A 26,319-nucleotide genomic window follows, 5' to 3' on the forward strand; every position below is an offset into this window, starting at 1 on the left:
GCTCGCGCCAAATTGACAGGCCTGTCAGTTACTCGCGCCAGCTACTCGCGTTCGTCGCCTGGGGGGTTGGCCTCGGCGCGCTCCAGCTCGGCGGGCTTGCGTTCCTCGAAGACCTGGCCGAGCCGCTCCTCCTCCGCGTCCGAGAGATGCTCGGCCGCGGTGGGGAACATCTCTTCCTCCTCCTCGTCGATATGATGCTCATAGCGGTGGCGCATCTCGGCGAACTTCGCGTCCCATTCCGCCGTGCCGAATTCGAGATCGGCGAGTTCGCCGAAGAAATCGTCGGTCTCCTTGTGTTCGGAGACCGAATGGCGGGCGTCCTCCCGCAACTCGGGGTCGGCGAGCATCGTCGCATAGAGCGACTCCTCCTCGGCCGCGGCGTGCGCCTGGATATCCAGGCGCAGCACTTCGAACGCCTCGCGGCGCGGTTCATCGGTGCCGGGATTGTCGCCGACACGCTTCAACAACGCGCGCTGGCGATCGTGATCGGCGATGAGGTCCTTGAAGATGCGCGATTCGGCCATGCTCTGCTCCCTTGGTCGCAGGGCAGAACCGCTCAGGCAGCGAATAGTTCGAGCTGCTCGCGCTTCGGGGCCACCAGCGACCGCAGGTCGGCGCGGTCGGACAGGGCCACGGGCTTCCAGTCGTCGGCGATCAGGAAAGGCCGAACCTTGGCGATCGAAGCGGTCAGCCGGGCGACATCGGCCAGGCGAAGCCGGCGCCAGCGGCGGGTGGCGAGGATCGCATCGACGGCTTTCACCCCCAGCCCCGGCACGCGCAGGAGCGCCTCGCGCGGCGCGCGGTTGACGTCGACAGGGAAGCGGTCGCGGAACTTCAATGCCCAGGCGAGCTTGGGGTCGATATCGAGCGGGAGCATGCCGGTCGCGGGGTCGGCCGCTTCGGCGACTTCCCCGGGCTTGTAGTCGTAGAAGCGCATCAGCCAGTCGGACTGGTAGAGCCGATGCTCGCGCATCAGCGGCGGGCGCTGGAGCGGCAGGACCGCGCTGGCATCGGGGATCGGGCTGAACGCCGAATAATAGACGCGGCGCAGCTGGAAGCGCGAATAGAGGCCGGCGGCGCGCGTGATGATGTCCCCGTCGGTGGCGGCATCGGCGCCGACGATCATCTGGGTCGATTGGCCGGCCGGCGCAAATTTCGGGGCGGACTTGTAGCGCTTGCCCGCATCCGCGGTGTCGTCGATCGCGGTCCGGACGTCCTGCATCGCGCCTTCGATGCGCGGCGCGGATTTCTCGGGCGCTAGGCGGGTGAGGCCGGCGACGGTGGGCAGCTCGACATTGATCGAGACGCGGTCAGCATAGAGGCCGGCCTGATGGACCAACTCCGGATCGGCGTCCGGAATGGTCTTGAGGTGGATATAGCCGCGGAAATCATGGACCTCGCGCAACAGCTGCGCGACGCGGACGATCTGCTCCATCGTGTAGTTGGACGAGCGGATTATCCCCGAGGAGAGGAACAGCCCCTCAATGTAATTGCGCCGGTAGAAATTGAGCGTGAGATCGACGACTTCCTCGGGCGTGAAGCGGGCGCGGCGGACGTTCGAGCTCTTGCGGTTGATGCAATAATGGCAGTCGAACACGCAGCTGTTGGTCAGCAGGATCTTGAGAAGCGAGATGCAGCGCCCGTCCGGCGCATAGGCGTGGCAGATGCCCATGCCTTCGGTGGACCCAAGGCCCTTGCCGCCTGCCGAGTTGCGCTTGCTGGTGCCCGACGAGGCGCAGCTGGCATCGTACTTGGCGGCATCGGCGAGGATGGCGAGCTTGGCGCGGAGATCGAGCTGCGACATATGTTCCTTGTATGTTCTTGATATTGCGGAGTCCAGCGCCTTGTGGGAGAGGCGGGAGGATTTAAGGGAAGCGCATGCGGCTGAGGATCGACCGACAATTGCGGCTGCTGCTGATCGCCCTCGCGATCACCTGCGCGTTCGGCTTCGGCTTCAAGCAGCATTGCATGCCCGGCGGCTGGACCGATTCCGAACAATATATCACCGGCTGCTACAGTGACGCGGTGCCCTTCTGGACCGCGCGCGGCGTCGACAAGGGCAGGATTCCCTATCTGCAGACGCCCATCGAATATCCTGTGCTGACCGGGGCGGCGATCTGGATCGAGGGTGGCGCGACGCATCTGCTCTTCGGCAAGCGCGCCAATGACGGCGATTTCCTGGGCGTGGTGACGGCGGTGAACATCGCCCTCGCCTTCCTGGTGCTGTGGATGCTGTGGCGCGCGGGGCTCGACCGGATGCGGCTATGGTGGTGGGCGGCGGCGCCGCCGCTGGTGCTGTATGTCGGGCATAACTGGGACATGATCGCCGTCACGCTGGCGGTGGCAGCCCTGCTCCAGGCGCGCGAGAACCGGCTGGCACGCGCGGCGGCGCTGGCCGGACTGGGGGTGGCGGCCAAGCTGTTCCCGATCGTCATCTTGCCGCTGATCGGGCTTTCCGCATTGTTCGAGCGCGAGCGGAGCTGGACGCAGCGGCTGCGCCGCGCGGCGCTGGTGACGCTGGCGGCAATCGGGGCCTGGGCGGCGGTGAACCTGCCAGTCGCACTGGCCGCGCCGGGCAATTGGGCGGAATTCTATCTGTTCTCGCAAGCCCGCAGCGGCACCGCGGCGGCGAGCTGGGACGTGCTGGGCAATCTCGGCATGCTGGCACTAGATACGCAGGCGAAGAACCTGGTCGCGACCCTCGCCTTCCTAGCCGGCGGCGCAGCGATCGTCGGCTTGGGCTGGCAGCGCCACCGCGACCGGCTGTGGCTGCTCGCCACGCCGCTGCTCGCCTGGTTCCTGCTGACCAACAAGGTCTATTCGCCGCAGTTCGACCTGTGGCTGTGGCCGCTGCTGGTGATGACCGCGCTGCGGCTGTGGCCGGTGGCGCTGTTCGCGGTGACGGGCGTGGCCGCCTATTTCGCCGAGTTCTGGTTCTTCGCAGGGATGGACGGGGCGTGGCCGGCGGCGAGCACGATCGACATCGCCTTTGCCGCATTGGCGCGGGCGCTGGTGATTCTGTGGATCATCGCGGATTGCGTGCGGAAGGCGCCGCCGGAATGGGTCGGGCGGTGGCCGTTGCGCGAGGTAAATCTCTAATTCGTCATCCCCGCGAAGGCGGGAATCCAGGGATACTTCGCGTATCGCACTTGGCTCTGGATCCCCGCCTTCGCGGGGATGACGATAAGGTTACGGCAGAGGCAGGTTCTGCTCTGCCTTCCTGCGCGCCTTGGTCTCGGCCTTGGCGGCGGTGGCTTCCTTGACGAAGCAGCCGGTGCCGCCGCCGACGCCGGCGGTGGTGCAGCTGCCGGTGCCGAAGCTGCCCGCGGTCACCGCGTCCTGGGCACGCACGCCCCAGCTTTCGGTCTTTTGCGGCGGGCCGGCCTGCTCGCGCAGGTTCGACGGGATGCGATAGCGCTCGCTCTCGTCGAGGCGCTTGCAGACCACGATCTCTTCGCCGTTGCTGTTGGTCGGGCATTTGTCGTTGCCATAGATCACCAGCACGCTGTTCTGCGCCGAGCTCTGGGCGTGGGCCGCGGCGGGCGCCAGCATCGGAATGGCGGCGAGCGCGCCTGCGATCAGAATCCGGTTCAACATCGGCTTACTCCTCTGTGCCGTGCCTCGGCTAAAACGGCTGAATGGGGGCTTTATATCCGTTTCGAGACCGCAATGGCAGCACGGCAGCCCATGCGGATCAATCCGGACAAGACCGGATAAGCGGGCGCATTTTCCGCGCCATGCGCCAGCGCGGTGTCGCGGTGCTCGAGCTCTTCGTCGCGGAACCTGGCGACGGCTTCGGTGAGTTCGGGATCGCTGGTGCCGATCTCTTCGAGCTGCTGCTGGTAATGCAGGTCGATCTCGGTCTCGATCGCCGCGGTGCAGGCCATGGCCGCTTCCGGGCCGATCGCCGCGGTGACGGCACCGAGCGCGAAGCCGGCGATGTCCCAAAAGGGCTGGAGCGCGGTGGGGCGCACGCTGCGCCGGGCGATCATCGCATCGAAAAAGGCGCGGTGGCGCTCTTCCTGGCTGGCCATGCCGGCGATCATCCGCGCCGCGGGCGTGCGATCGCCCATCACCGCCAGCTGGCCGGCATAGATGCGCGTCGCGCCATATTCGCCCGCCTGATCGACGCGGACCATCGATTCGGTCCCCTCGCGCCAATCGCCGGGCTTCCAGCTCATTTGCGGCCCTTCCGCACGGCGAGCCCGAAGATCGCGGCGGCGCCGGTGAGCGACAGGATCGCGTTGAAGCCGGCGAGGCTGATCCCGAACAAGGTCCATTGCGCGACGTCGCAGCGGATCAGCGGGCGGCGCAGCGCGTCGGTAAGCATGTCCATCGCGTTGGCGCCGTGGACCTGGGCGGTGCAGGCAGTGACGCCCTGCCACCAATGATATTCGACGCCGGCATGGAACACGCCGATGCCGCCGCTGACCGCGATGAGCACGCCGGCGAACAGCACGAACAACATCCTTGTCGGCCGGTGGCGGATGAAGAAGGACGCGAGCGCGACAAGCACCGCGGCATAATGCGGATAGCGCTGGTACCAGCACATCTCGCACGGAACGAGGCCGAAATGCTCGCTGAGATGCGCGCCGCCGACCAAGGCGAGGGGCAGGAGGAGCGCGATCCAGCGCGCGGTGCGCAGGCCATCCGACTGCATGGGCTTACTTGCTCTTCGTCGTCGCTACCTGGGTCTTTGGACCCAGCCGCGAGATGGTCTGGAGGGCGTAGTGGAGCTGGAAGTCCTCGACGCCTTCCTTCTTGAGCTGCTCGGCCGTCTTGGCGAAGCGCGGATCTGCGCGCTGATCGTCCTCAAGCACCGAATCATCGACCTTGTCGTTGTTGATCAGATGCGCGCGCAGGTCCGCCTCGCGGATCGAGGGACGCGACTTGTAATCGGGATCGGTGAGCTGCGGTACGAGCAGATCGGGCTTGATGCCGCCTTCCTGCACCGAGCGGCCCGACGGCGTGTAATAGCGCGCCGTGGTGAGGCGCAGCGCGGCGCGCGGGCCCATCGGCAGGATCGACTGGACCGAGCCCTTGCCGAAGCTGCGCACGCCCATGACGAGCGCGCGATGATGATCCTGGAGCGCGCCGGCGACGATCTCCGAGGCGGAGGCGGTGCCGGCGTCGATCAGCACGACCACCGGCAGGCCCTTGGCGAGGTCTCCGGGGACCGAGGTGATGCCGGGCTCGTTCACATCGGCATACCAGCGCTCGATATCGGTCTTCTCGCGGCCGCGCTGCGAGACGATCTCGCCATGGCCCAGGAAGATGTCCGACACTTCGATCGCCTGCGAAAGGAGCCCGCCGCCATTCTCGCGAAGGTCGACGATATAGCCGAGCGGCTTGTGCCCGAGCTTGGCGTCGATCGCCTGGATCGCCTTGATCGTGTCCGCGCCGGTCTGCGCGGTGAAGGTGTTGATGTTGAGGATGCCGACGCCGTCCTTGATCTCCCACTTCACCGGGCGCTGGACGATGATCTCGCGCGTCATGGTGAAGGTAAGCGGCTTGTCGGCGCCGGGGCGGACCACGGTGAGCGTGACCGCCGTGCCGGGCTTGCCGCGCATCTGCTCGATCGCGTCGTCGAGCTGGCCGCCGACGATGAACTTGCCGTCGATATGGGTGATGAAGTCGCCCGACTTCATGCCCGCGCGGGCGGCCGGCGTGTCCTCGGTCGGGGCGACGACCTTCACCGCGCCGTCTTCCTGGGTGACAGTGAGGCCGAGGCCGCCATAATTGCCGTCGGTCTGGATCTTGAGATTGTCGAACTCGAGCCCGTCGGCGAAGCTGGAATGCGGATCGAGCGCGGAAAGCATGCCCTGGATCGCACCCTTCATCAGCGTGGCGTCATCGACCTTGTCGACGTAATTCGCCTTCACTTGGCTGTAGACTTCCATGAAGGTGTCGAGCTCCTTGAAGCTCGACGTATCGACGCCGGCCATGGCGCCCGAGGCGATAGGGACGAGCGCCAGCGCGCCGACGGCGGCGGTGACCTGGAGAAACGAACGAAGCATCACTGAAACTGCTTTCCGGAAAAACACCTGTCGAAGGGAAATCTAGGACAGGATCGCGGCAATTGCACGGCACAATCAGCCGAGCAGGCGTGCGAGGTCCATGGGTTCGCCGCGGCGGCGCAGCTCGACGGTGACGCGCGGGGCGTCGCCGCCGGTGGCGCGGCCGATGCGGGTGCCCTGCGCGACCTGGGCGCCGACCCGCACCGCGATGCCGCCCAGGCCGGTCACCGAGCTGGTCCAGCCATTGCCATGGTCGATGATCACCACCCCGCCATAATCGCGGAACGGGCCGGCGAAGAGGATGCGGCCAGGCGCCGGGGCGACGGCGTCGGCATTGGCGGCGCAGGCCAGCGTGACGCCGCGCGCGCGTACGCCGGTGGGGGAAAGCTCGCCCATGCCGGTGACGACTGAGCCGGCGACGGGGAGCAGATAGGGCGGGCCGCCCTTGTGCGCGGCGTCAGCGACGGCGCTGCCGGGGCGGGGCAGCGGGCCGGGAAGTGCGGCGAGATCGGCCTGGACCTGGGCGGATTCGCCCGCTGTTTCCATCTGGTCGACGATCTCGCGGGCGCGTTCGCCCAAGGCGATGGCGCGATCCGATTCGACCAGGGCGGTGCGGCCATATTCGGCGGAGCGGGCGCGGTGATCGGCCTCGAGCTTGACCAGGCCGACCCGTTCGTTCTCGATCCGCTGGCGCGCGTCTCGGAAACTGGTGACGGCCGCCAACGCCTCGGCACGCAGCGCGCGGACGCGGCCGAGCTCGGCGCGCACGTCACGGGTGCGCGCCTCGACAACCGGCATCACGGTGCCCAGCACGGCGCGGACATGCACCATGTCGCCGGTCGAGCCCGGCTGGACCAGGCCGAGCACCGCCGGGCGGCGCGCCATCGACTGGAGCGCGGCGATCAGGCGCAGGATCGGCCCCTGGCGCTCGGCGACGCGGGTGCGCTGGCCGGCGAGCTGGCGGTCGACGATTCCGATGCGGGCGCGGGCGGCGGCGATATCGGCTTCGGCGGCCTTGATCCGCTCGGCGGCGGCGGCTTCCTGGGCGCGGGCCTGCGCCGCCTGGTCACGTTCCGCGGACGCCTGGCGCTCGAGCTGGGCGCTGCGGGCCTGCGCCGCCTGGCTCTGCGCATTGGCATCGCGCAGCCGCCCCTGCTGCTCGGCGAGGCTCGGCACCTGCGCCGCGGCGAGGCTGCCGGTGGCGAGGATGGCGAGCGTGCCGGCGAGGATGGCGAGCGGGCGGAGCATGGCTCCTAGCCTTCGCGATGATAGGGGTGGTTGGCAAGGATGGAGGTAGCGCGCCAGAGCTGCTCGGCGAGCATCGCGCGCGCCATCATGTGCGGCCAGGTCGCGCGGCCGAAGCTGAGCAGCAGATGCGCCTGGGCGCGGTCGGCCTGTTCGAATCCGTCGGCGGCCCCGATCATGAACCGCGTCTCGCGCATACCCTCGTCCCGCCAGGCACCCAGCCGCTCGGCCAGCACGCGTGAGGGCAGGTTCTCGCCGAGTTCATCGAGCATGACGATGCGGGTGGCGTTGCCGAGTTCGGGGACCTTGCCGCCAGTATCGGGCAGCTCGGTCACCTTGGTCGGCCACTGAATGCGCTTGAGATAGCGATCGACCAGCTCCGCTTCCGGGCTGCGGCCGATCTTCCCCCTCGCGATAATATGGAGCTGCATTGCCCGTGCGGCTCCCTATCGGCGAATCAGGCCTGGCCGGCTTCGCCGAACGACCACATACGCTCGAGATTGTAGAAGCTGCGCACTTCGGGGCGGAACAGGTGGATGATCACGTCGCCGGCATCGATCAGCACCCAATCGGCGGTGGGAAGGCCCTCTACGCGCGGGGTGCGGCCGAACTCGGCCTTGATCTTGTCGGCAAGCTTCATCGCCATCGAGGCGACCTGGCGCGTCGAGCGGCCCGAGGCCACCACCATATAGTCGGCGATGCTGCTCTTGCCCGCGAGCGGGATCGAGACCGTCTCGACCGCCTGATCGTCGTCGAGCGACGTCATCACGAGCTGGTGCAGCGCCTCGATACTGGCATTGGCATCGGAGGAACGCAGAACATTGGGCGAAGTGGCCAAGGGGCCTCCTAGGGTTGCAACTGGTCTGTGCGACCATGTGATGGAGACGACGCCGCATAGCGCCGGTGCCAGGCGGGATCGGCGGCCCGAAGGGTTGTCGCCGAGGTAGGATCGGGGCGGAAGCGCAACAGCACGAGGGCCGGCAATCTCCATCGCGTCCAGTTCTTTGCCTGACCTGCGGGCCGCACAGCGCGCCGCAGCCAACCCATTGCAGGACTTGCATGGGCCTCGCGATCATAGCCCGGACGCGCGATCACCGCAATCGGAACCTGCGCGGCGATGAAGCGCCAGCGCTGCCACTGGTGGAACTGGGCGAGATTATCCGCGCCCATCAGCCAGATGAACCGGTGGCGCGGGAACAGGCGGGGCAGCTTGTGGAGCGTATCGGCGGTGTAGCGGGTCTTCAGCCGCTTCTCGATTCCCGTCACCCGGATCGGGGCATGCCGCGCCATCCGCCGCGCCGAGGCCATGCGCGCGGCGAACGGCGCCATGCTGGCCTTGTCCTTCAACGGATTGCCGGGCGAGACCAGCCACCACACTTCATCGAGCCCCAGCGCGCGAATCGCGTGGAGCGAAAGCTTGCGGTGCCCGAGATGCGCAGGATTGAACGAGCCGCCCAGCAGGCCGATGCGCTTCAAGGCCGCGCCTGCCCCGTCCCGCGCACCACCCATTTATAGGTCGTCAGCCCTTCGAGCGCGACGGGGCCGCGGGCGTGGAGGCGGCCGGTGGAGATGCCGATCTCGGCGCCGAGACCGAACTCGCCGCCATCGGCGAACTGGGTCGAGGCGTTCCACACCACGATCGCGCTGTCGACTTCCGCCAGGAAGCGCTCGGCGGCGGCTTCATCGGCGGTGACGATCGCGTCGGTATGGTGCGAGCCGTGCGCCGCGATATGCGCCATCGCATCGTCGAGCCCTTCGACCAGCTTCACCGACAGGATCGAATCGAGATATTCGGTGTCCCAATCCGCATCGCTGGCTGCAACCGTGCGCGCCTCGATCGCCTGGATATCGGCACCGCCGCGCAGCTCGCAGCCAGCGTCGGCAAGTGCGGCGAGGATCGGCCGGGGATCGGCAAAGGCGCGGTCGATCAGCAGCGTCTCGGTCGCGCCGCAGATGCCGGTGCGGCGCATCTTGGCGTTGAGCGCGAGATCGCGGGCCATTCCGGGCTCCGCCGCGCGATCGATATAGGTGTGGTTGAGCCCGTCGAGATGCGCGAGCACGGGCACGCGCGCTTCGGCCTGGACGCGTGCGACCAGCCCCTTGCCGCCGCGTGGCACGACCATGTCGATCGCGCCTTCCGCCGTGAGCATCGCGCCGACCGCGGCACGATCGGTGATGGGCACGAGCTGCACCGCGTCATCGGGCATGCCGCCTTCGGCCAGGCCGCGGGCCAGCGCCGCATGGATCGCGCGGTTCGAGCGAATCGCTTCCGAACCGCCGCGCAGGATCGCGGCATTGCCCGCCATCGCGCACAGCGCGCCCGCATCGGCGGTGACGTTGGGCCGGCTCTCATAGATGATGCCGATCACCCCGATCGGCACGCGCACGCGCGTGAGGACTAGGCCATTGGGGCGCTCGACCCGGTCGATCACGTCCCCGACCGGATCGTCGAGCCCGGCCACGGCCTCGACGCCGGCGGCCATGCTCTCGATCCGTCCGGCATCGAGCTTCAGCCGATCGAGCAGCGCGCCCGACAAGCCGTTCGCCTCGGCCGCCGCCATATCCTCGGCATTGGCGGCCTGGATCGCATCCGCATCCGCCCGGATCGCGGCAGCCGCGGCACGCAGTGCAGCGGCCTTGGCCGGCGTCGGCATTGCGGCGAGCCTGGTTGCTGCAATGCGGGCGCGGGCCGCCATGTCGGCGATCAGCGCGCCAGGATCCTTGGGGGCGTCAGTCATGATTTCCCCCCGCTAGCACGTGCAGCATGAAGCTGGTAGTTCCGGCGCCATGTCGGGGGAAATCGAAGCAGCCGGGGAACTGGCAACAGGGGCATTTCTCGGCCGTGCGGTCGAGCCGAATGCAGGGGAAGGCCATGGCGGCGCGCACGGACTGTGCCTGAATTGCGGCACGGCGCTGATCGGATCGCATTGCCATGCCTGCGGCCAGGCGGGGCATATCCACCGATCGCTCCATGCGATCGGGCATGACCTGCTCCACGGCGTCTTCCATTTCGACGGCAAGCTGTGGCGCACGCTGCCGATGCTGGCCTGGCGTCCAGGCGACCTCACCAAGCGCTATATCGCAGGCGAGCGCGCACGCTTCGTCTCGCCCATGGCGATCTTCCTGTTTTCGGTGTTCGCGATGTTCGCGGTCTTCTCCTGGGTGGGCATCTCGGCACCGACCGACCTCAATACCGGGACGCTGAAGCCGGTGGCGGCGATCGACTTCGCCCGAAAGGATGCGCAAGACGATCTTCAATCGGCGCAGAAGAAGCTGGCGGCGGCGAAGACCGACGCGCAGCGCGCCAGATATCGCGAGAAGATTGCCGACGCGCAGAACGACTTGGCCGGGCTCGACAAGGCGGCCAAGTCGCTGAGCACCGGCAATCTGAACGTGACGACGGCCGAAGCGCATACCGGCTGGCCCGCGCTCGATCACGGTATCGAGAAGTGGCAGAAGAACCCCGCGCTGATGCTCTACAAGCTCCAGTCGGCGAGCTATAAATTCTCCTGGCTGCTGATCCCGCTCTCGCTGCCCTTCCTGTGGGCGCTGTTCTTCTGGAAGCGGCAGTACAAGCTCTACGACCACACGATCTTCATCATCTACTCGATCGCGTTCATGTCGCTCTTCTACATCGTGGTGGCGGTGACCGCCGGGATCGGACTGGGCGGCGCCTGGCTGGGGTTCGCGGCGCTGCTGATCCCGTTCGTCCACGTCACGCGCCAGCTCCAGCAGGCCTATCAGCTGGGATGGTTCTCCGCGATCATGCGCGCCTGGGTGCTGACCTTCTTCATCAGCTGGATCCTGGCGATCTTCGTGCTCATCCTGGTGGCGCTGGGGATGTTCGGGTGAGGCCGAGCTCCTGAGCGTCATCCCGGCGTAGGCGGGGGATCCAGGGTTTCTTCAACCAGCGCTAGCCCTCGTCGCTCCGGATCCCCGCCTGCGGGGATGACACAAAGAACAAGAAGATGCTCCAAAGCAAAAGCCCTCCCCGATCGCTCGGGAGAGGGCTTTTCTTTAGCTTCCGGTTCGGATCAGGCGCCCTGGGGTGCCGGATTGCCGAACGGACCCTTGGGCTTGCGGATCTTGGGGATCGACGTGCCGGCGACCGAGACCGGCCGTGCAGAAGCGCCCGTATCCTCGCGGTTGAGGTCCTCGCCCGCGATCAGCCGCTTGATCTCCTCGCCGGTGAGCGTCTCATATTCAAGCAGCGCCTGGGCGATGGTGTGGAGCTGGTCGATATGGTCGGTGAGGAGCTGGCGGGCACGGCCCAGGCCGCGCTCGACGAACGCCTTCACTTCGCTGTCGATCAGCCGCGCGGTCTCGTCCGACATCGGCTTGGAGCGGGCCATCGAATAGCCGTAGCTCTCTTCGCTCTCAGAGAAGTCGAGCGGACCGACGGCGTCCGACAGGCCCCATTTGGTGACCATCGAACGGGCAAGCCGGGTCGCCTGCTGGATGTCGCTCGACGCGCCAGAGGAAACCTTGTCGTAGCCGAAGATCAGCTCCTCGGCGATGCGGCCGCCGAACGCCACGGCGATATCGGCGTGCATCTTGTCGCGGTGATAGCTGTAGCTGTCCCGCTCCGGCAGCGGCTGGACCATGCCCAGCGCAAAACCGCGCGGGATGATCGTCGCCTTGTGGATCGGATCGGCGGTCGGCTCGTGCGCGAAGACGAGGGCATGGCCGGCTTCGTGATAGGCGGTCATCCGCTTCTCGTCGTCGGTCATCACCATCGAGCGGCGCTCGGCACCCATCAGCACCTTGTCGCGCGCATCGTCGAATTCCTGCGCCGCGACCAGCCGCTTGCCGCGGCGGGCAGCAAGCAGCGCCGCTTCGTTGACCAGGTTGGCGAGGTCGGCACCCGAGAAGCCCGGCGTGCCGCGCGCGATCACCCGCGGCTCGACGTCGGGCGCCAGCGGCACCTTCTTCATATGGACCTGGAGGATCTTCACCCGGCCCTCGATGTCCGGACGCGGCACCTGGACCTGGCGGTCGAAGCGGCCGGGGCGCAGCAGCGCCGGGTCGAGCACGTCGGGACGGTTGGTCGCCGCGATGATGATGATGCCTTCGTTCGCCTCGAAGCCGTCCATCTCGACGAGCAGCTGATTGAGCGTCTGCTCGCGCTCGTCATTCTGGTTGCCAAGGCCCGCGCCGCGCGAGCGGCCGACGGCGTCGATCTCGTCGATGAAGACGATGCACGGGGCCGACTTCTTGGCCTGTTCGAACATGTCGCGGACGCGGCTGGCGCCGACGCCGACGAACATCTCGACGAAGTCAGAGCCCGAAATGGTGAAGAAGGGCACGCCCGCCTCCCCCGCGATGGCGCGGGCGAGCAGCGTCTTGCCGGTGCCGGGCGAGCCGACCAGCAGCGCACCCTTGGGAATCTTGCCGCCGAGGCGGGCGAACTTGGTCGGGTCCTTGAGGAACTCGACGATCTCCTGCAGCTCCTCGCGCGCCTCGTCGATGCCGGCGACGTCGTCGAAGGTGACCTTGCCTTCCTTCTGCGTCAGCAGGCGTGCGCGCGACTTGCCGAAGCCCATCGCGCCCGAGCCCGAGCCCTTCTGCATCTGGCGGATCACGAAGAAGGCGATGCCGAGCATCAGCAGGAACGGCAGCGACTGATAGAGCAGGTAGATCCAGATGTTCGGGCCTTCCTCGGCGCGCGCAGTGACCTGCACGTTCTTGTCGAGCAGGGTGCGGATCATCTGGGGATCCTCGGGCGCGTTCGTGCGGAACTTGCCGCCGTTCGTCAGCTCGCCGGTGACCACGCCGGTGGTGCGCGAGACATTGGCCGACTTCACTTCGCCATTGTTCACCTTCGCCATGAACTGCGAATAGGAAACGGCGTCGCCCGCGGCAGGCGCGTTGCGATTGTCGAAGATCGTCACGAACAGGGCGAGGGCCGCCAGGATGCCCACCCAGATCAGCAGGCTCTTCATCCAGGGGTTGCCCCCATTCTCCGGACCTTGCTGCTGCTTGTCGTTGTCGCTCATGCGGAATCGGTACCTTTCAGCGCCAAGATAGGCACGGCCAAGTTAATGGCAATGGAACAGCGTCGATCAGTGTGATCGACGCGGCGGCGCCAGCTCGAAACGCCAGATAGCGGCTTTGGTTCGCGCGATCACTTCCGCAATCGTACCGGTACCGCCGGCATCGAGCTGGCCAAGCAGCGAATCGAGCCCGGTCTCGCGCCAATCGGGGCCGAGGCCGTGCAGCGCGCGCACCGTCGCCACCGCGCGCTCGAGCATCCGGCGGCGCAGCTCGCGGGGCAGGCCAGAGGGGTCGATGGCGACAGTCATGCCCTCGAGAATGGCGCGTTCGCTCCATTCGCGGTTGAATGCCCAGGCAAGCGCATCCTCGGCGTCGCGCAGGTTGCGCGCGGCGGCGGCGAGGCGATCGGCGGGGAGGTCCTCGGCATCGGCGAGCAGCGCGCGGATGCGGGCGCGGTCGAAGCGGGGGTTGCTGTTGGAGGGGTCGCGGACCGCGGCGATGCTGGCCGCCTGCACAATGTCGTGGAGCTCGGTGCGGCTCCAGCCGAGCAGCGGACGGACGAGGAGCGCTTCGCCAAGCGGGCGGGCAGCGGCCATCGCGGCGAGCCCGCCCACCCCTGCCCCCCGTCGCGCGCGCATCAGGAAGGTCTCGGCGACATCGTCCTGCTGGTGCGCTGTGGCGATCCAGGCGGCGCGCCCCCGCGCCCAGTCGGCGAGCAGGGCATAGCGCAGCGCCCGGGCGCCCTGCTGGAGATTGCCTTCGGCGGGCACGGTGCCGGCCAGCGTGTCGTGCGGCACGTCCAGCTGGTTGCACAGGCGCCGGACGAGGGCGGCTTCCTCCGCCGCTTCGGGACGCAGGCCATGATCGACCGTGGCCGCGGTCACGGTGCCGGGAAAGGCGGAATGGGCGAGAAGGAGCAACGCCAGGCTGTCCGGCCCGCCCGAAACGGCAAGACCCAGGCGCTGCGTACCAGGTTCGGCGCCGGTCAGCGCCAGCACGTCCTTCCGGAAGCGCTCGACGGTTTGGGCGTCGAGCGTCAGCCGGTCACTTGCACTTCTGGCTTGCACGTCCCTCGGCCATGCCGGTCTTCATCTCGGCCGAGAGCTTGTCGCCATAGAGCTGGTCGAGTTCGGTGTAGACCTTGCACACTTCGCTCGCCGGCTTCTTCAGCTTGATGAGCGCCTGGGCCAGGTAATACAGGCTGTCAGGCGCGCGCTCGCCCTTGGGGTTCTTCTTGTAATTCTCGTAAAAGGCTACCGCCGCCAGGCTGGGCGCGCCGGAATCGAGATAGGCGCGGCCGAGCAGGTTCTGCGAATAGCTGGCGCGGCGATGCGTCGGATATTTGGTCGCGACGGCTTCGAGCTCGCGGCGGGCTTCCGGATAGAGCTTCGCCTGCCAGAGACGATAGCCGTACGTATAGCCGTCCTCGGCGGGATCGCCCGAAGCCGGCTTCTCGATCGCGGCGAGCTGCTGCGCGCGGGTGCCGGTGCCGGCTGCCGCCGGCTTGGGGGTGCTGGCTGCCGGTGTACTCGCACCGGGCGCAGGGATCGACGGACGCGTGCCGGACGGCGGACGGATCACCGCGGCGCCGGTATCGCTAGGCACGGTCGTGTCCTCGCCCCCCAGCGCGGCATTGGCGGTAGAGCGGTCCTCGAGCGACTTGATGCGGGAATCGGTGCCACGCTTATAGGCGGCGAAGGCGTCCTCAAGCTGGCGCAACCGGTACTGGCCCTGCTCGACCTGGCCGGTGAGCGTGCGCTGCTGCTCCTCGAGCGCCACGACGCGCTGCGTGAGGTCGCTCAGCGGCGAGCCGGAGGGATTGCCGGGGATATTGGTATTGGTCTCGGGCGTGATCTGCGGCTCGATCGTCTGGCCGGCGCCGCCGGGGAACACCTTGCGCTGCACTGCGCGCATCTCGCGCTCGAGCCGGTCGACCCGGCCGCCGAGCGCAGTATCCTGGGCCTGGGCGGTGCCGGCGACGCCGAAGACGACGGCCATTGCGGTAGCGGCGAGAAGAAAACGCATCGATTACACCCCCCGGTGCAGGTCAGACATGGAGAACGGGTCCGCTATAGCCGGGAGGCAGTGCATACCGCCAGTCCTTGCGCCAGCTATTACGGCGCGGTGTTTGCAGTGCTCGTCGCAACCGGATCGGCCGGGGTCGGCGTCGCGACCGAGAGGCTGGCCGCCGGGCGCGGCGCCGGACGGCGCGCGGCACTGGTCGCAGCAGGCGATGGCGTGGCGGCAGGCGCCGCACCGGGCTGGCCGCGGCTGCGCAGCGCTTCGGGACTCACATCGATGTCCACGGTCGTGCCCGCACGGCCAAGCGGATCGATGTTCGAGCCATTGAGCGTCAGCTGGATCTTCTCCGGACCGCCGGTGCGGATGCGTGGATGATCGGCGCCGGCCGGCACTTCGTAGCGCTCGCCCGGAGCAAGCTCCTTCTCGACCAGCTTGACGCCCTTGGCATCGGTGACGCGGATCCAGACGGTGTCGAGCGCGATCAGCGCGACCTGGCCACCGGCCGGCACTGCAGCGACTGCATTCTCGACCACACCATTGTCGGCGACGTTCGCCACAGGTTCTTCGCTTGCCAGTGCTTCGGGCGCTGGCGCGCTGCCGCGAAACAGGTCGGTGCCGTAATAGAGGACGCCGCCGACGATCAGCACCAGCGCGAGCAGCGCACCGAAGATCGCTAGGCCGCGCGGCGGCACGCGGGCAGGGTCGCTGGTCTCATAGGCGGGTACCGGTGCGGCACGCTCAGGATTGCTGTGCAGCTCGCCGCGCAGTTCCTTGGCAATCGCGACTTCGTCGGCACCTACCGCGCGGGCATAGGCCTTGGCAAAGCCCAGCGCATAGGTGATCGAAGGCAGCCCGGCATAATTGCCCTTCTCGATCGCTTCGAGATGACGCTGCGGAATCCGGGTCCGCGCGGCAATCTCGGGAAGATCGAGACCCTGCGCCTCGCGCGCCGCGCGCAGCTTATCGCCCACGCTGGCGGGAAACAGGTTCGGGTCTTCGGCGGCTTCGCCTTCCATCCATACTCTCCGGCGGAAGGGTTGCGCCCGATGCTTCCGCCACGCCTGAAGCTGTCGTTCACCAAGCCGCGCCTGTCAACGCCAGCAAAGGTGATTTTGCCAGCAGATCAGGCCAGTTCGACGGAATGTTCGCTTGCCCAGGCCTCCAGCGGGGCACGCAGCGAGCCATGCGGGTCGGCAAGCATCCCGCCCATCGCCGCCATCAGCTTGCCGCGATCGAGCGAGCGCACCATCGCCTTGATCGGGCCCACCGCCGCCGGCGTGATCGACAGGCGATCGATGCCGAGGCCGATCAGGGCCAATGCCTCGAGCGGACGCCCGCCCATCTCGCCGCACACGCCCACCGGCACGCCGGCGGCACGGCACTCGCCGGCGACGCGGGCGAGGAAGCGAAGGATCGACGGGCTCAGCCAGTCATAGCGCAACGCCAGCTTGGGATGCGCGCGATCGGCGGCGAAGAGGAATTGCGTCAGGTCATTCGTGCCGATCGACAGGAAATCGATCTTGGGCAGCAGGATATCGAGCACCTCGGCGAGCGCCGGCACCTCGAGCATCGCGCCGTAGCGGATCTCGGTCGGCATCTTGCGTCCGCGCGCGGCGAGCCAGGCACGCTGCGCCTCGAACAGGTCGCGCGCGGCATCGAACTCCCAGGGCTCGGAGACCATCGGGAACATGATGTTGAGCGAGCGGCCCGAGCCCGCCTCGATCAGCGCACGCGCCTGCGCCTTCATCAGGCCATCGCGGTCGAGCGCGAGGCGTAGCGCGCGCCAGCCCATCGCGGGATTCTCTTCCTCGCCATCCTCGTCATGGTTGAGGTACGGCAGCGCCTTGTCGCCGCCGATATCGACGGTGCGGAAGGTGACCGGCCGGTCGCCCGCGGCTTCCAGCACATCCTTGTAGAGCCGCTTCTGCGCCTCGCGCTGGGGCAAGGTCGCCGAGACGAGGAACTGGAACTCGGTGCGGAACAGGCCGATGCCGTCCGCACCGGTGAGATCCAGCGCGGCGAGATCGTCGCGCAGGCCCGCATTGACCATTACCGTGACGCGGTGGCCGTCGGCGGTCACCGGCGCCACGTTCCGCATCTGGGCAAAGGCGGCGCGGCGCTTCTGGCTAAGCTCGAGCTTGGCTTCGAAGGCTTCCTGCATCGCCGCGGTCGGACGGACGAACAGGCTCTCCTCGCTGGTGTCGAGCAGGATCATGTCGCCTTCGGCGATCATCTGGCGGATGTTGCGGACGCGGCCCATCACCGGCACGCCCATGGCGCGCGCGACGATGGTGACGTGCGCGGTGAGCGAGCCCTCCTCGAGGATCACTCCCTTGAGGCGCCGGCGATCATATTCGAGCAGCTCGGCGGGCCCGAGATTGCGCGCGATCAGGATCGAATCTTGGCGCAGGCCCATCTGCGCCGCGGTGCCGAGCTGGCCCGAGACGATGCGGAGCAGCCGGTTGGAGAGGTCCTCCAGATCGTGCATCCGATCGCGCAGCAGGGGATCGTCGATCTCGCGCATGCGCTGGCGCGTGCGCTGCTGGACGCGCTCGATCGCCGCCTCGGCAGTCAGGCCTGAATCGATCGCCTCGTTGATCCGACGCGACCAGCCTTCATCGTACGCGAACATCTTGTAGGTCGCGAGGATCTCGTCATGCTCGCCACCGCCGCCGAACTCGGCCTGGCTCGCCATCCGGTCGATCTGCTCGCGCATCTTGTCGAACGCGGCATAGACGCGGTGGCGCTCCGCCTCGGTGTCCTCGGCAACGGTGTGCTCGATGGTGATCCGCGGCTGGTGGAAGACAGCGACGCCGGCTGCCATGCCCTCGACCAGCTTGAAGCCGTGGCCGAGCTCGGGCGCCGTCGACTGGAGCCGAGTCGAGCCGCCACCTGCCGGATCGATCAGGTCGGCATTGGCGATCAGCTCGCTGAGCACCATCGCCACGGTCTGCAGCGCCTCAATCTCCTCGCTGGCGTACCGCCTCGATTCGGCGTGCTGCACGGCGAGCACGCCCACCGCGCGCTCGCGCCGGATGATCGGCACGCCGGCAAAGCTGTGGAATGCCTCTTCCCCCGTCTCCGGGCGATAGGCGAAGGCGGGGTGCATCTCGGCTTCGTCGAGGTTCAGCGTCTCGACATTCTGGGCGATCGTGCCGACCAGTCCCTCGCCGAGCGCGAGCTTGGTGACATGGACGGCGTCCTGCGACAGGCCGCGGGTCGCGTAGAGCTCGAGCAGCCCTTCGCGCAGCAGGTAGATCGAGCAGACTTCGCTGGTGAGCGCCTCGCCGATCGTGTTGACCACCGAGTTGAGCTTCGACTGCGCCGGATTGCGCGACGCCATCACATCGTGAAGGCGGGTCAGTATCTCACGGGCCGAGGCGGCTGCGGAAACGGGCATGGACGAGGCGCTAACAGATTGTGTTCGCCCACGCCATGCGCAGGCGAACACAAACCGTTACGCCTCCATTAGATCAACTATCCGGGTCAGCGCTGGACGCTCGCCAATTGGCCCTGCCAGGCGCGATCGGCGACGCGCCAGGTTTCGTAATCCCGGTAGAAATCGGTGAAGGGCGCCTCCAGCCGCGGGAGCGCATCGGCAGCGAAGGACGCGAACTGCTCCGGATTCACTCGCCGCGCCTCGGCCAGCACGTCGCGGGCGACGCGGCAGAAATTGGTCTGCGCCGGCGGCTGGGCGAAGAAGTTGTAGACGCGGGTCATGTCGCGGTCGTGCCGAGAATCCCAGCCCGCGCCGAAGCGCACGCGATACTGCGCCTTCACTGCGCCGTCAGCAGCGGCGAGCGGCGCCTTGTGGCGGTTGAGCAGCGCGTTGTACGCCGCCACCGTCTCGCGCTCCGCTTCGTCGCGGCAGCCGAGCGCCGCCACGTTGAGTGCAGCGCGCACATGCCATGCCGCCTGCTCCGGCGAGATGCCGCGGTTGATCGTCTGATATTGGCCGTCGGAAGCGACTGCCGGGATCAGCTGGTTCGGCGCGGAACCCGCCGGCGGCAACGGCCGGGCGCCTTCGTCGGTACGATATTGGGCATGCGCAGGAACCGCGCACACGGATGCGATGAGCGCGACTGCGCCCCAGAACTTGGTCTTCATGTGTGAAACCCCCCGGTCTCTAATCCCCTTCCACCAGCATGCCCGAAACCTCTGAATCCTCCCTCAATAATCCTTGTGAATCAGATGTTTACTTCCTCAATTCGTCGCAAATTCCAATCACTTGCGGAACGATCGACGCCGGCTTGCGACTCAATATACTGTGTGCTACACAGTGTGTGTCATACACGATGTAAGGCATAGGTAATGCCAATCGAGGAAGATCTGTTCGAGAAGCTCCGGGTGGAGCTCAGGCGCGGCTCGCTGGTGCTGGCAGTGCTCGGGGCGCTGCGCGAGGAGCGTTATGGCTACACGCTGCGCACCAGCCTGGAGGAAGCGGGCCTGCCGATCGACGAAGGCGCGCTCTACCCGCTGCTGCGCCGGCTGGAGACGCAGGGCCTGCTGACCAGCGAGTGGCGCGAAGAGGCCAAGCGCAACAAGCGCTTCTACCGGCTGACGACCGTCGGGCTCGACGTGCTCGGCCAGTTGCTCGCCGAATGGAATGCAATCTCCGAATCGATCCTCCGCCTGACGCAGGGAGACAAATGATGGACCTCATCGAACGCTATCTCGGCGCGGTGCGCTGGAACCTGCCGGCCGCCAAGGCCGACGACATCATCGCCGAGCTGGCCGACTTGGTCGCCGCTCGGATTGAGGATCGCGAGGAGGCGCTCGGCCGCGCGCTCGGCCAGGAAGAAGTGAGCCAGATCCTGCGCGAGTTCGGGCATCCGCTCGCGGTTGCCGGGCAATATCATGGCCAGCGCGCGCTGATCGGGGCGGACGTGTTCCCCTTCTACTGGTTCGTGCTGAAGGTGGTGCTCGCGGTCGTCGCAGTGATCGAGCTGGTGAAGATCGGTGGCGGGATCGTAGTGAGCGGCGATCTGGTTCGCGCACTCGCGCACGGATCGACCGGGCTGGTCCATTCGCTGATCTACAATGCCGCACTGGTCACGCTCGCCTTCGCCGTGATCGAGCGCCTCGGCTGGCTTGATGCCTATCTTGCCAAGTGGAAGCCGGAGGAGCTGCCCGACCTCGGCAAGCTCCGCCTCGACCTGCCGCCACGCAAGCGCTGGGAGCCGCTGTTCGAGATCGGCTTCGGCATCGCCTTCCTGATCTGGTGGGCGGGCGGGTTCACCATTCCCTTCGCACCGCACGATGCCGATGTGCGCATCACCGGCGCCCAGGTGTGGACGACGCTCTACTGGCCGGTGGTGCTGCTGGTCTGGGCGCGGATCGCGCTGAGCCTGATCGGCTTCCTCCGTCCGGCGTGGAAGCCGCTGCGCGCCGCGCTGATCCTCGGCTGCACGGCGGGCACGCTCGCCATCGCCAAGTTGCTGCATGGGACGGCGCAGATCGTGACCGTGGTCGGGACCGACACGGTGAAGGCGGCGCGAATCCAGGAGAGTCTCGACAAGAGCCTCCAGATCGCAGTGATCGTCATCGCCGCCGTCACGGCATTCCAATGCGCAAAGGAATCGTGGCAGCTTTACCGGGAGCGGCGCTGAGCCGCTCCCTCAATGTCTCAGGCCGCGCGCTTCTCCAGCGCGTGCGCCGCCTCGCCCATCAGCGTGGCGATGATGTCCACCACCGGCTCTTCCTTCGAAACCATGCCGACCGATTGGCCGGCCATCACGCTGCCATGCTCGACATCGCCGTCAATCACCGCACGGCGGAGCGCGCCGGCCCAGTAATGCTCGATCTGGAGCTGGGCCTCCATCATCTCGATCTTGCCCTCGTCGAGCAGCTGCGCGACTTCGCGCTGCTTGGCAGTGAACAGCTCGCCGGCAGCATTCTTGAGCGCGCGCACCGGGATGACCGGCAGGCGCGGGTCGATCTGGACGCTGGCGGTGGCATCGCGGGCGGAGGCGCGGATGAACGCCTTCTTGAAATTGGCGTGCGCGATGCACTCGCTGGCGCAGACGAAGCGGGTGCCGAGCTGGACGCCGGCAGCGCCCATGTCGAGATAGCCGGCGATCGCCTCGCCGCGGCCGATGCCGCCCGCGACGAACACGGGAACCTGCTCGGCGACTTCGGGCAGGATCTCCTGCGCGAGCACGCTGGTCGAGACCGGTCCGATATGGCCACCGGCTTCCATGCCCTCAACCACCAGCGCATCGACGCCCGAGCGGATCAGCTTCTTGGCGAGGCTCAATGCGGGGGCGAAGCAGATCAGCTTGGCACCGTTCGCCTTGATCGCATCGAGCGAACCCGCGGGCGGCAGGCCGCCGGCGAGCACGACATGGCCGACATCATGCTTCTTGCAGACTTCGATCAGGTCGGAGAGCTGCGGATGCATCGTGATCAGATTGACGCCGAAGGGCTTGTCCGTGAGCGCCTTGGTGCCCGCGATCTCCGCGTCGAGCAGCTCGGGGTTCATCGCACCGCAGGCGATCACGCCGAAGCCGCCGGCGTTGGAAATGGCGGAAACGAGGTTGCGCTCGGACACCCAGGACATGGCGCCGCCGAGGATGGCGACTTCGGAACCGAGGAACGCGCAGCCGCGGGCCATGCGGCGGGTCAGGCGCTCGGCGCCGATCAAAGATGCATTGGTCATCCCCCCGCCTAGCCCCGCTAGGGGGCACCCGGCAAGAGTCGCTAGGGTGTGGGTCGCCGCGTCTGGCTATAGTCGATGCGGATCGCCACCCATTCGCCGACCATCAGCTTGTTGCCCACGCGCGGCGGGCGGACGAGGAACTGGAAGGCAGCCTGGCGAACCGACCCGGCAAAGCCGGTACCGCGCGTCTCGTCGAGCTCGTAGCAATCCTCGACCTTGTACCGCGCCGCGGTGCGGCAGGCGACCAGCCCGAAGCCCGGATAGCGCGCTCGGTTCTCATTGATATAGGGTTGGAGCTCCGAGTTGCGCGGTTCGCGATACCATTCGGCGACATAGAGCGTCTCGCCATGCCGGCCCTTGCGCCCGGCGGTCGGCGTGTCGTTCTCGCCACCCCCGCCGCCCGCATCCGCCGTATCGCTATCGGCGGCATTGGAGTCGGAAGGGTGGGTCGGCACCTTGGCGATATCGCCCTGCTGATAGTCGTTGCGGCTGAGCTTCACGAAGGTCGGCGGGCCGACAGGCACCGGTGTCGAGAGCGGCGAAGGCACGGGCGGGATCGGCGCGGTCTGGGGCTGGGCCTGCGCCTTCTCGGAGCGCGCCGCCTTTTTGCGCTGCTTCTCTGCCGGCTTCTTGTCCGGGCTGTCCTCGCCCTTGGACGCCTCGATCCCGAACATGGTGGTGCGGCTGCCTTCCTTGCGACCCGCCATCGGCGGGGCAAGGAAGAGAAGCAGGAGCGCCAGCAGAAGCTCGATGATGAGCGCAAGCAGCAGCGCGGCGCCACGCCTGCGCAGCAGCCCCGAATCAGCAAAGAGACGGGAGCGCAGCCACATCATCACGCTATCGCCCCAACCACACGGGCGCGGCGGCACGGCGACCGAAACATGGCAGCATCGCGCCGCATGTTACCGATCGTTGCAATTCCCTCGCGAAATGCCGGCGGGAAAGCGCTCAGGCAGCCTCGTCCGTCGCGTCGAGGCCGTAAGCGGTGTGGAGAATGCGCACGGCCAGCTCGGTCTCGTCCTCGTTGATCAGCACGCTGACCTTGATCTCCGATGTGGTGATCGCCTGGATGTTGATCCCGCGCTCGCCCAGCGTCTTGAACATGGTCGCCGCGACGCCTGCATGGCTGCGCATGCCGACGCCGACCACCGAGATCTTGGCGACGCGCGTATCCTGGATCAGCTCGGCAAATCCGATCGCACCCTTGGCCTGGTTGAGCGACTCGATCGAGCGCGCCAGGTCCGCCGCCGGCACGGTGAAGGTCACGTCGGTCGCGCTCGCCGAACCCGCGCTCTGGTGCGCGATGTTCTGGATGATCATGTCGACATTGATATTGGCCTCGGCCAGCGGATTGAAGATCGATGCCACTGCGCCGGGCTTGTCGGGCACCGCCGTCAGGGTGATCTTCGCTTCGTTCTTGTCGTGCGCGATGCCCGTGATGAGCTGGCTTTCCACGTCCTGAATCTCCTCTTCGCCGACAATCATCGTGCCGGGCAGCGTGTCCGCCATCGGGGCATTCTCGCCGGTGAACGACGACAGCACCTGGACGCGGACCTGTTCCTTCATCGCCAGGCCCACCGAGCGCGTCTGGAGCACCTTGGCCCCGACGCTGGCGAGCTCGAGCATTTCTTCGTACGTGACCTTCTTGAGCTTGCGGGCTCGGGGCACGATGCGCGGATCGGTGGTGTAGACGCCGTCCACATCGGTATAGATGTCGCAGCGATCGGCCTCGACCGCCGCCGCCACTGCCACTGCCGAGGTATCGGACCCGCCGCGGCCGAGCGTGGTGACGCGGTTGCTGCCGTCATTGGTCACGCCCTGGAACCCAGGGATCACCGCGACTTCGCCGCGCGACCAGCCTTCTTCCAAACCGGCGGAATCGATCGTCTGGATGCGCGCCTTGGCATGGGCGGTGTCGGTATGGATTGCCACCTGCGAGCCGAGCCAGGAGCGCGCCGGCACGCCGAGCGCCTGGAGCGCGACCGCGAGCAGCCCCGACGTGATCTGCTCGCCGGCAGAGACGACCACGTCATATTCGCGCGGATCGTAGAGCGAGCTCGCCTCGCGGCAGAAATTGACCAGCCGATCGGTCTCGCCGGCCATTGCCGAGACGACCACCGCGACCTGGTTGCCCGCTTCCCATTCGCGTTTGACGCGCGCGGCGACGTTCCGGATGCGCTCGATGCCTGCCATCGAGGTGCCGCCGAACTTCATCACGATACGCGCCATGGAAAGAGCCTGTCTGCTTTGCGGGCTGGGTCCCCGCCTGCGCGGGGATGACGATAATGGGGCGTCCTGATAGGAGCGGCTCATGGCAAGCGCAACCAAAGCAACTATTGACCCGCGTGAAGCTGAGCATTTCGGCAAGCTCGCAGCGGATTGGTGGAATCCCAAGGGCAGCTCGGCGATGCTCCACCGGCTGAATCCGGCGCGGCTGGGCTATATCCGCGCCGCGGTGGACTCGCATTGGGGCGGCGATTCCTCGAGCTTCGCACCGCTGGCCGGCAAGACCGCGATCGATGTCGGCTGCGGTGCCGGGCTGCTCGTCGAGCCACTCGCCCGGCTGGGTGCGACGATGACCGGCATCGACGCCGCGCCCGAGAATATCGGCGCGGCCCGCGCCCACGCTACCGCGACTGGGCTGCAAATCGAGTATATCGCCGGCGGGATCGAGAACCTGCCGGGCCGCCGCTTCGATCTGGTCACTTCAATGGAAGTGATCGAACACGTCACCGATCCAACCGCCTTTGTGGGCGCGCTCGCCGCGGCGCTGGCCGAGGGCGGGCTGATGGTCCTGTCGACTCCCAACCGCACGCTGGCTTCACGGCTGGCGATGATCACTCTGGCCGAGGGCACCGGCGCGATCCCCGAAGGGACGCACGACTGGAGCAAGTTCCTCCGTCCCGAGGAGCTGGAGGAATTGCTGGTCGCCGCCGGATTGAAGATGATCGACCGCACGGGCCTTGGCTTCTCGCCGGCGCGCGGGTTCGTGACCGGGACCAGCGAGACGCTGAATTACCTGGTGACGGTGGTGCGGGCCTAGACCGGGCTAGATCTTCTCCGCTGCCAGAACATGCGCGACCACAGCGTTCGCATGCCCGTGGCCCATTCCGTGCTCGTTCTTCAGCATGGCGACCAGCTCCATGTGCCTGGCCGGCAAGGCCTTGCGCACCAGCTCTTGCCATTCGCCGATCGGGCGCCCGTATTTCTTCTCGATGGACGGGAAGTAGGACGCCGGTCCTTTTATGGGTTCGTCAGCCACGCAGGTGCGCTCCAATATCCATGCTCGTGCCGAGTTGGCGCACAGGCATTGCGCGCTGTCCATGCGCGGGCCCTAGGGCTTCTGCCCGAAATCCAGCACGGCCAGCGCGCCGATATCGAGCGTCTGCTTCGCCGTGTTGATGTGCAGCGCCGCGGCGAGCTCGCCCTTGGCATAGTCGCGGTCGGCATGGCCGGTGACCTTGTAGAGCTTCCACTCGGGCCCGATGGTCACGCCCTCGCCGAAGATCTTGGTGTAAGGCGCAGCGGCGAGCTGGAGCTGGGCGGACGCGATCGTCGCGGTGGTGGCGCCTTCCGCCGGTTTCTCGACCCGGGCGTAGAAGGCGATGAGCAGCTTGTCGTCCTTCTTCACGCCCAGTTGCAGCGGCGAGTTGACCCCGATGTTCCAAACATTGCCGCCGCCCGGCGTATCGACGCGGATCGCCTTGCCGAATTGGACCTTGGGGTCCTTGATCGACGCCTGCTTGGCGCCACCCGGCAGGCCATAGACCTGGAAGCTGTCGGGATTGGCGTTGTTGAGCACTTCGGGCTCGGCTGCCGCCGTTACCGGTGTAGTCTGGGCAGTCTGCGCGACGAGCGGGACGGACACCCCTGCCGGAATCGAAAGAGCAATGGCGGCGAGCGCCAGTCGCTTGGTCATATATGCCTCCCCTAGTTATTTTCAGGCGAGGCTATGCCCGTGTCCGGAATGTTTCAACGAAAAATGTTAACGCTACCGATCAGAACAGCCGCCCGCCGTCGGGAACCGGCGTGGAGGGGTGGAACAGCACCACCTTGCCCTCGGCATCGGGGAAGCCGAGCGTCAGCACCTCCGACATGACCTTGCCGATCTGGCGCGGCGGGAAGTTGACCACGGCGGCAACCTGGAGCCCGGGTAGTTGCTCCAGCGTGTAATGCTCGGTGATCTGCGCCGAGGAGCGCTTGCGGCCGATGGTCGGACCGAAGTCGATCAGCAGCTTGTAGGCCGGCTTGCGCGCCTCGGGGAACGGCAGCGCCTCCACGATCGTGCCGACGCGGATGTCGACGGCGAGGAACTGGTCGAAGCCGATCGTTTCGGCAGCGGCGGCGGCTGGATCATGGGAGAGGTGCATGCCGCTCCTCTGC

General features: G+C 67.2%; 28 protein-coding genes. 5 read left to right on the top strand and 23 right to left on the bottom strand.

The features are described 5' to 3' along the window. Positions 1-41: 41 nt before the first annotated feature. Both AC1RPL_RS15570 and AC1RPL_RS15575 read right to left on the bottom strand, forming a co-directional pair. A complete protein-coding gene (locus AC1RPL_RS15570; RefSeq protein ID WP_493070408.1) occupies positions 42-524 on the bottom strand; it encodes a hemerythrin domain-containing protein in 483 nt (160 codons plus the stop codon). A 32-nt stretch (positions 525-556) separates the two neighbouring features. After that, positions 557-1,804, bottom strand: a complete 1,248-nt coding sequence (locus AC1RPL_RS15575; RefSeq protein ID WP_493070410.1) for a putative DNA modification/repair radical SAM protein — start codon at positions 1,802-1,804, stop codon at positions 557-559. A 74-nt stretch (positions 1,805-1,878) separates the two neighbouring features. Between AC1RPL_RS15575 and AC1RPL_RS15580 the strand changes: the two genes are divergently transcribed. Next, positions 1,879-3,099, top strand: a complete 1,221-nt coding sequence (locus AC1RPL_RS15580; protein ID WP_493070411.1) for a hypothetical protein — start codon at positions 1,879-1,881, stop codon at positions 3,097-3,099. 90 nt (positions 3,100-3,189) lie between these two features. Here AC1RPL_RS15580 and AC1RPL_RS15585 read toward each other — a convergent pair whose 3' ends face one another. From AC1RPL_RS15585 to AC1RPL_RS15625, 9 genes are all read right to left on the bottom strand, one after another. Further along, positions 3,190-3,597 carry a hypothetical protein gene (locus AC1RPL_RS15585; protein ID WP_493070413.1) on the bottom strand — a complete coding sequence of 136 codons (408 nt, stop codon included), beginning with the start codon at positions 3,595-3,597 and terminating at the stop codon, positions 3,190-3,192. A gap of 50 nt (positions 3,598-3,647) precedes the next feature. Continuing rightward, the gene (locus AC1RPL_RS15590; RefSeq protein WP_493070415.1) at positions 3,648-4,181 is read right to left on the bottom strand and encodes a demethoxyubiquinone hydroxylase family protein; all 534 of its coding nucleotides are present in this window, start codon (positions 4,179-4,181) and stop codon (positions 3,648-3,650) included. Further along, entirely contained in the window at positions 4,178-4,660 is a 483-nt protein-coding gene (locus AC1RPL_RS15595) for a disulfide bond formation protein B (protein ID WP_493070417.1), read from the bottom strand. The genes AC1RPL_RS15590 and AC1RPL_RS15595 overlap by 4 nt, the downstream gene beginning before the upstream one ends. A 4-nt stretch (positions 4,661-4,664) precedes the next feature. After that, positions 4,665-6,017: a S41 family peptidase gene (locus tag AC1RPL_RS15600; protein ID WP_493070419.1), complete on the bottom strand. Its 1,353-nt coding sequence runs from the start codon at positions 6,015-6,017 to the stop codon at positions 4,665-4,667. 75 nt (positions 6,018-6,092) lie between these two features. Then, positions 6,093-7,265 carry a murein hydrolase activator EnvC family protein gene (locus AC1RPL_RS15605; RefSeq protein ID WP_493070420.1) on the bottom strand — a complete coding sequence of 391 codons (1,173 nt, stop codon included), beginning with the start codon at positions 7,263-7,265 and terminating at the stop codon, positions 6,093-6,095. A 5-nt stretch (positions 7,266-7,270) separates the two neighbouring features. Beyond that, positions 7,271-7,693 carry a 23S rRNA (pseudouridine(1915)-N(3))-methyltransferase RlmH gene (locus tag AC1RPL_RS15610; RefSeq protein WP_493070422.1) on the bottom strand — a complete coding sequence of 141 codons (423 nt, stop codon included), beginning with the start codon at positions 7,691-7,693 and terminating at the stop codon, positions 7,271-7,273. A 26-nt stretch (positions 7,694-7,719) separates the two neighbouring features. Beyond that, positions 7,720-8,100, bottom strand: a complete 381-nt coding sequence (gene rsfS, locus AC1RPL_RS15615) for a ribosome silencing factor (protein WP_493070424.1) — start codon at positions 8,098-8,100, stop codon at positions 7,720-7,722. A gap of 8 nt (positions 8,101-8,108) precedes the next feature. After that, entirely contained in the window at positions 8,109-8,738 is a 630-nt protein-coding gene (locus AC1RPL_RS15620) for a nicotinate-nucleotide adenylyltransferase (protein WP_493070426.1), read from the bottom strand. Further along, entirely contained in the window at positions 8,735-10,000 is a 1,266-nt protein-coding gene (locus AC1RPL_RS15625; protein WP_493070427.1) for a glutamate-5-semialdehyde dehydrogenase, read from the bottom strand. The genes AC1RPL_RS15620 and AC1RPL_RS15625 overlap by 4 nt, the downstream gene beginning before the upstream one ends. A 49-nt stretch (positions 10,001-10,049) precedes the next feature. Here AC1RPL_RS15625 and AC1RPL_RS15630 point away from each other — a divergent pair, with 49 nt between their 5' ends. Next, positions 10,050-11,114: a DUF3667 domain-containing protein gene (locus tag AC1RPL_RS15630; protein ID WP_493070429.1), complete on the top strand. Its 1,065-nt coding sequence runs from the start codon at positions 10,050-10,052 to the stop codon at positions 11,112-11,114. Positions 11,115-11,296: 182 nt separating this feature from the next. Here the strand turns inward: AC1RPL_RS15630 and ftsH are convergent, their stop codons facing one another. The 6 genes from ftsH to AC1RPL_RS15660 all read right to left on the bottom strand — a co-directional run bounded on the left by ftsH (position 11,297) and on the right by AC1RPL_RS15660 (position 19,385). Further along, positions 11,297-13,258, bottom strand: a complete 1,962-nt coding sequence (ftsH, locus tag AC1RPL_RS15635; RefSeq protein WP_493070430.1) for an ATP-dependent zinc metalloprotease FtsH — start codon at positions 13,256-13,258, stop codon at positions 11,297-11,299. A gap of 66 nt (positions 13,259-13,324) precedes the next feature. Beyond that, entirely contained in the window at positions 13,325-14,323 is a 999-nt protein-coding gene (tilS, locus tag AC1RPL_RS15640) for a tRNA lysidine(34) synthetase TilS (RefSeq protein ID WP_493070432.1), read from the bottom strand. After that, positions 14,301-15,281, bottom strand: a complete 981-nt coding sequence (locus AC1RPL_RS15645) for a tetratricopeptide repeat protein (RefSeq protein WP_493070434.1) — start codon at positions 15,279-15,281, stop codon at positions 14,301-14,303. The genes tilS and AC1RPL_RS15645 overlap by 23 nt, the downstream gene beginning before the upstream one ends. 89 nt (positions 15,282-15,370) lie before the next feature. Then, a complete protein-coding gene (locus AC1RPL_RS15650; RefSeq protein ID WP_493070436.1) occupies positions 15,371-16,294 on the bottom strand; it encodes a helix-turn-helix domain-containing protein in 924 nt (307 codons plus the stop codon). A 107-nt stretch (positions 16,295-16,401) separates the two neighbouring features. Beyond that, positions 16,402-18,678 (bottom strand): phosphoenolpyruvate--protein phosphotransferase, encoded by a 2,277-nt coding sequence (gene ptsP, locus AC1RPL_RS15655; RefSeq protein ID WP_493070437.1) that lies wholly within the window; start codon positions 18,676-18,678, stop codon positions 16,402-16,404. 86 nt (positions 18,679-18,764) lie between these two features. After that, positions 18,765-19,385 (bottom strand): hypothetical protein, encoded by a 621-nt coding sequence (locus tag AC1RPL_RS15660; RefSeq protein ID WP_493070439.1) that lies wholly within the window; start codon positions 19,383-19,385, stop codon positions 18,765-18,767. Positions 19,386-19,589: 204 nt separating this feature from the next. Here AC1RPL_RS15660 and AC1RPL_RS15665 point away from each other — a divergent pair, with 204 nt between their 5' ends. Both AC1RPL_RS15665 and AC1RPL_RS15670 read left to right on the top strand, forming a co-directional pair. After that, positions 19,590-19,931, top strand: coding sequence for a PadR family transcriptional regulator (locus AC1RPL_RS15665; RefSeq protein WP_493070441.1), 342 nt, complete (start codon positions 19,590-19,592; stop codon positions 19,929-19,931). Continuing rightward, a complete protein-coding gene (locus tag AC1RPL_RS15670; RefSeq protein WP_493070443.1) occupies positions 19,931-20,887 on the top strand; it encodes a hypothetical protein in 957 nt (318 codons plus the stop codon). Before AC1RPL_RS15665 ends, AC1RPL_RS15670 begins: the two co-directional genes overlap by 1 nt. Before the next feature lie 17 nt (positions 20,888-20,904). Here AC1RPL_RS15670 and AC1RPL_RS15675 read toward each other — a convergent pair whose 3' ends face one another. The 3 genes from AC1RPL_RS15675 to AC1RPL_RS15685 form a co-directional block, all read right to left on the bottom strand. After that, positions 20,905-21,936 (bottom strand): NAD(P)H-dependent flavin oxidoreductase, encoded by a 1,032-nt coding sequence (locus tag AC1RPL_RS15675; protein WP_493070444.1) that lies wholly within the window; start codon positions 21,934-21,936, stop codon positions 20,905-20,907. Positions 21,937-21,977: 41 nt separating this feature from the next. Further along, positions 21,978-22,769 carry a hypothetical protein gene (locus tag AC1RPL_RS15680; RefSeq protein WP_493070446.1) on the bottom strand — a complete coding sequence of 264 codons (792 nt, stop codon included), beginning with the start codon at positions 22,767-22,769 and terminating at the stop codon, positions 21,978-21,980. Positions 22,770-22,884: 115 nt separating this feature from the next. After that, on the bottom strand, positions 22,885-24,165 hold the full coding sequence (locus AC1RPL_RS15685) for an aspartate kinase (RefSeq protein ID WP_493070447.1): 1,281 nt from the start codon (positions 24,163-24,165) through the stop codon (positions 22,885-22,887). 82 nt (positions 24,166-24,247) lie between these two features. Between AC1RPL_RS15685 and ubiG the strand changes: the two genes are divergently transcribed. Next, positions 24,248-24,979, top strand: coding sequence for a bifunctional 2-polyprenyl-6-hydroxyphenol methylase/3-demethylubiquinol 3-O-methyltransferase UbiG (gene ubiG, locus AC1RPL_RS15690; protein WP_493070449.1), 732 nt, complete (start codon positions 24,248-24,250; stop codon positions 24,977-24,979). Positions 24,980-24,985: 6 nt separating this feature from the next. Here ubiG and AC1RPL_RS15695 read toward each other — a convergent pair whose 3' ends face one another. The 3 genes from AC1RPL_RS15695 to AC1RPL_RS15705 all read right to left on the bottom strand — a co-directional run bounded on the left by AC1RPL_RS15695 (position 24,986) and on the right by AC1RPL_RS15705 (position 26,306). Further along, complete coding sequence (locus AC1RPL_RS15695) at positions 24,986-25,198, bottom strand: DUF4287 domain-containing protein (RefSeq protein WP_493070450.1); 213 nt, start codon at positions 25,196-25,198, stop codon at positions 24,986-24,988. A 72-nt stretch (positions 25,199-25,270) separates the two neighbouring features. Further along, complete coding sequence (locus AC1RPL_RS15700) at positions 25,271-25,855, bottom strand: hypothetical protein (RefSeq protein WP_493070452.1); 585 nt, start codon at positions 25,853-25,855, stop codon at positions 25,271-25,273. Between the two features lie 79 nt (positions 25,856-25,934). After that, the gene (locus tag AC1RPL_RS15705) at positions 25,935-26,306 is read right to left on the bottom strand and encodes a tRNA-binding protein (protein ID WP_493070453.1); all 372 of its coding nucleotides are present in this window, start codon (positions 26,304-26,306) and stop codon (positions 25,935-25,937) included. Positions 26,307-26,319 lie beyond the last annotated feature (13 nt).

It is taken from the genome of Sphingomonas sp. GW821-FHT12D09 (assembly GCF_058807215.1).

Coding starts and splice junctions, on each gene's coding strand:
- AC1RPL_RS15590 (WP_493070415.1), bottom strand. CDS start 4,181: ATGAGCTGGAAGCCCGGCGATTGGCGCGAGGGGACCGAATCGATGGTC.
- AC1RPL_RS15660 (WP_493070439.1), bottom strand. CDS start 19,385: ATGAAGACCAAGTTCTGGGGCGCAGTCGCGCTCATCGCATCCGTGTGC.
- AC1RPL_RS15570 (WP_493070408.1), bottom strand. CDS start 524: ATGGCCGAATCGCGCATCTTCAAGGACCTCATCGCCGATCACGATCGC.
- AC1RPL_RS15610 (WP_493070422.1), bottom strand. CDS start 7,693: ATGCAGCTCCATATTATCGCGAGGGGGAAGATCGGCCGCAGCCCGGAA.
- ubiG (WP_493070449.1), top strand. CDS start 24,248: ATGGCAAGCGCAACCAAAGCAACTATTGACCCGCGTGAAGCTGAGCAT.
- AC1RPL_RS15595 (WP_493070417.1), bottom strand. CDS start 4,660: ATGCAGTCGGATGGCCTGCGCACCGCGCGCTGGATCGCGCTCCTCCTG.
- AC1RPL_RS15585 (WP_493070413.1), bottom strand. CDS start 3,597: ATGTTGAACCGGATTCTGATCGCAGGCGCGCTCGCCGCCATTCCGATG.
- AC1RPL_RS15700 (WP_493070452.1), bottom strand. CDS start 25,855: ATGACCAAGCGACTGGCGCTCGCCGCCATTGCTCTTTCGATTCCGGCA.
- AC1RPL_RS15705 (WP_493070453.1), bottom strand. CDS start 26,306: ATGCACCTCTCCCATGATCCAGCCGCCGCCGCTGCCGAAACGATCGGC.
- AC1RPL_RS15580 (WP_493070411.1), top strand. CDS start 1,879: ATGCGGCTGAGGATCGACCGACAATTGCGGCTGCTGCTGATCGCCCTC.
- AC1RPL_RS15625 (WP_493070427.1), bottom strand. CDS start 10,000: ATGACTGACGCCCCCAAGGATCCTGGCGCGCTGATCGCCGACATGGCG.
- AC1RPL_RS15685 (WP_493070447.1), bottom strand. CDS start 24,165: ATGGCGCGTATCGTGATGAAGTTCGGCGGCACCTCGATGGCAGGCATC.
- AC1RPL_RS15645 (WP_493070434.1), bottom strand. CDS start 15,281: ATGCGTTTTCTTCTCGCCGCTACCGCAATGGCCGTCGTCTTCGGCGTC.
- AC1RPL_RS15575 (WP_493070410.1), bottom strand. CDS start 1,804: ATGTCGCAGCTCGATCTCCGCGCCAAGCTCGCCATCCTCGCCGATGCC.
- AC1RPL_RS15670 (WP_493070443.1), top strand. CDS start 19,931: ATGGACCTCATCGAACGCTATCTCGGCGCGGTGCGCTGGAACCTGCCG.
- ptsP (WP_493070437.1), bottom strand. CDS start 18,678: ATGCCCGTTTCCGCAGCCGCCTCGGCCCGTGAGATACTGACCCGCCTT.
- ftsH (WP_493070430.1), bottom strand. CDS start 13,258: ATGAGCGACAACGACAAGCAGCAGCAAGGTCCGGAGAATGGGGGCAAC.
- AC1RPL_RS15680 (WP_493070446.1), bottom strand. CDS start 22,769: ATGATGTGGCTGCGCTCCCGTCTCTTTGCTGATTCGGGGCTGCTGCGC.
- AC1RPL_RS15605 (WP_493070420.1), bottom strand. CDS start 7,265: ATGCTCCGCCCGCTCGCCATCCTCGCCGGCACGCTCGCCATCCTCGCC.
- AC1RPL_RS15665 (WP_493070441.1), top strand. CDS start 19,590: ATGCCAATCGAGGAAGATCTGTTCGAGAAGCTCCGGGTGGAGCTCAGG.
- AC1RPL_RS15675 (WP_493070444.1), bottom strand. CDS start 21,936: ATGACCAATGCATCTTTGATCGGCGCCGAGCGCCTGACCCGCCGCATG.
- AC1RPL_RS15600 (WP_493070419.1), bottom strand. CDS start 6,017: ATGCTTCGTTCGTTTCTCCAGGTCACCGCCGCCGTCGGCGCGCTGGCG.
- AC1RPL_RS15650 (WP_493070436.1), bottom strand. CDS start 16,294: ATGGAAGGCGAAGCCGCCGAAGACCCGAACCTGTTTCCCGCCAGCGTG.
- AC1RPL_RS15630 (WP_493070429.1), top strand. CDS start 10,050: ATGTCGGGGGAAATCGAAGCAGCCGGGGAACTGGCAACAGGGGCATTT.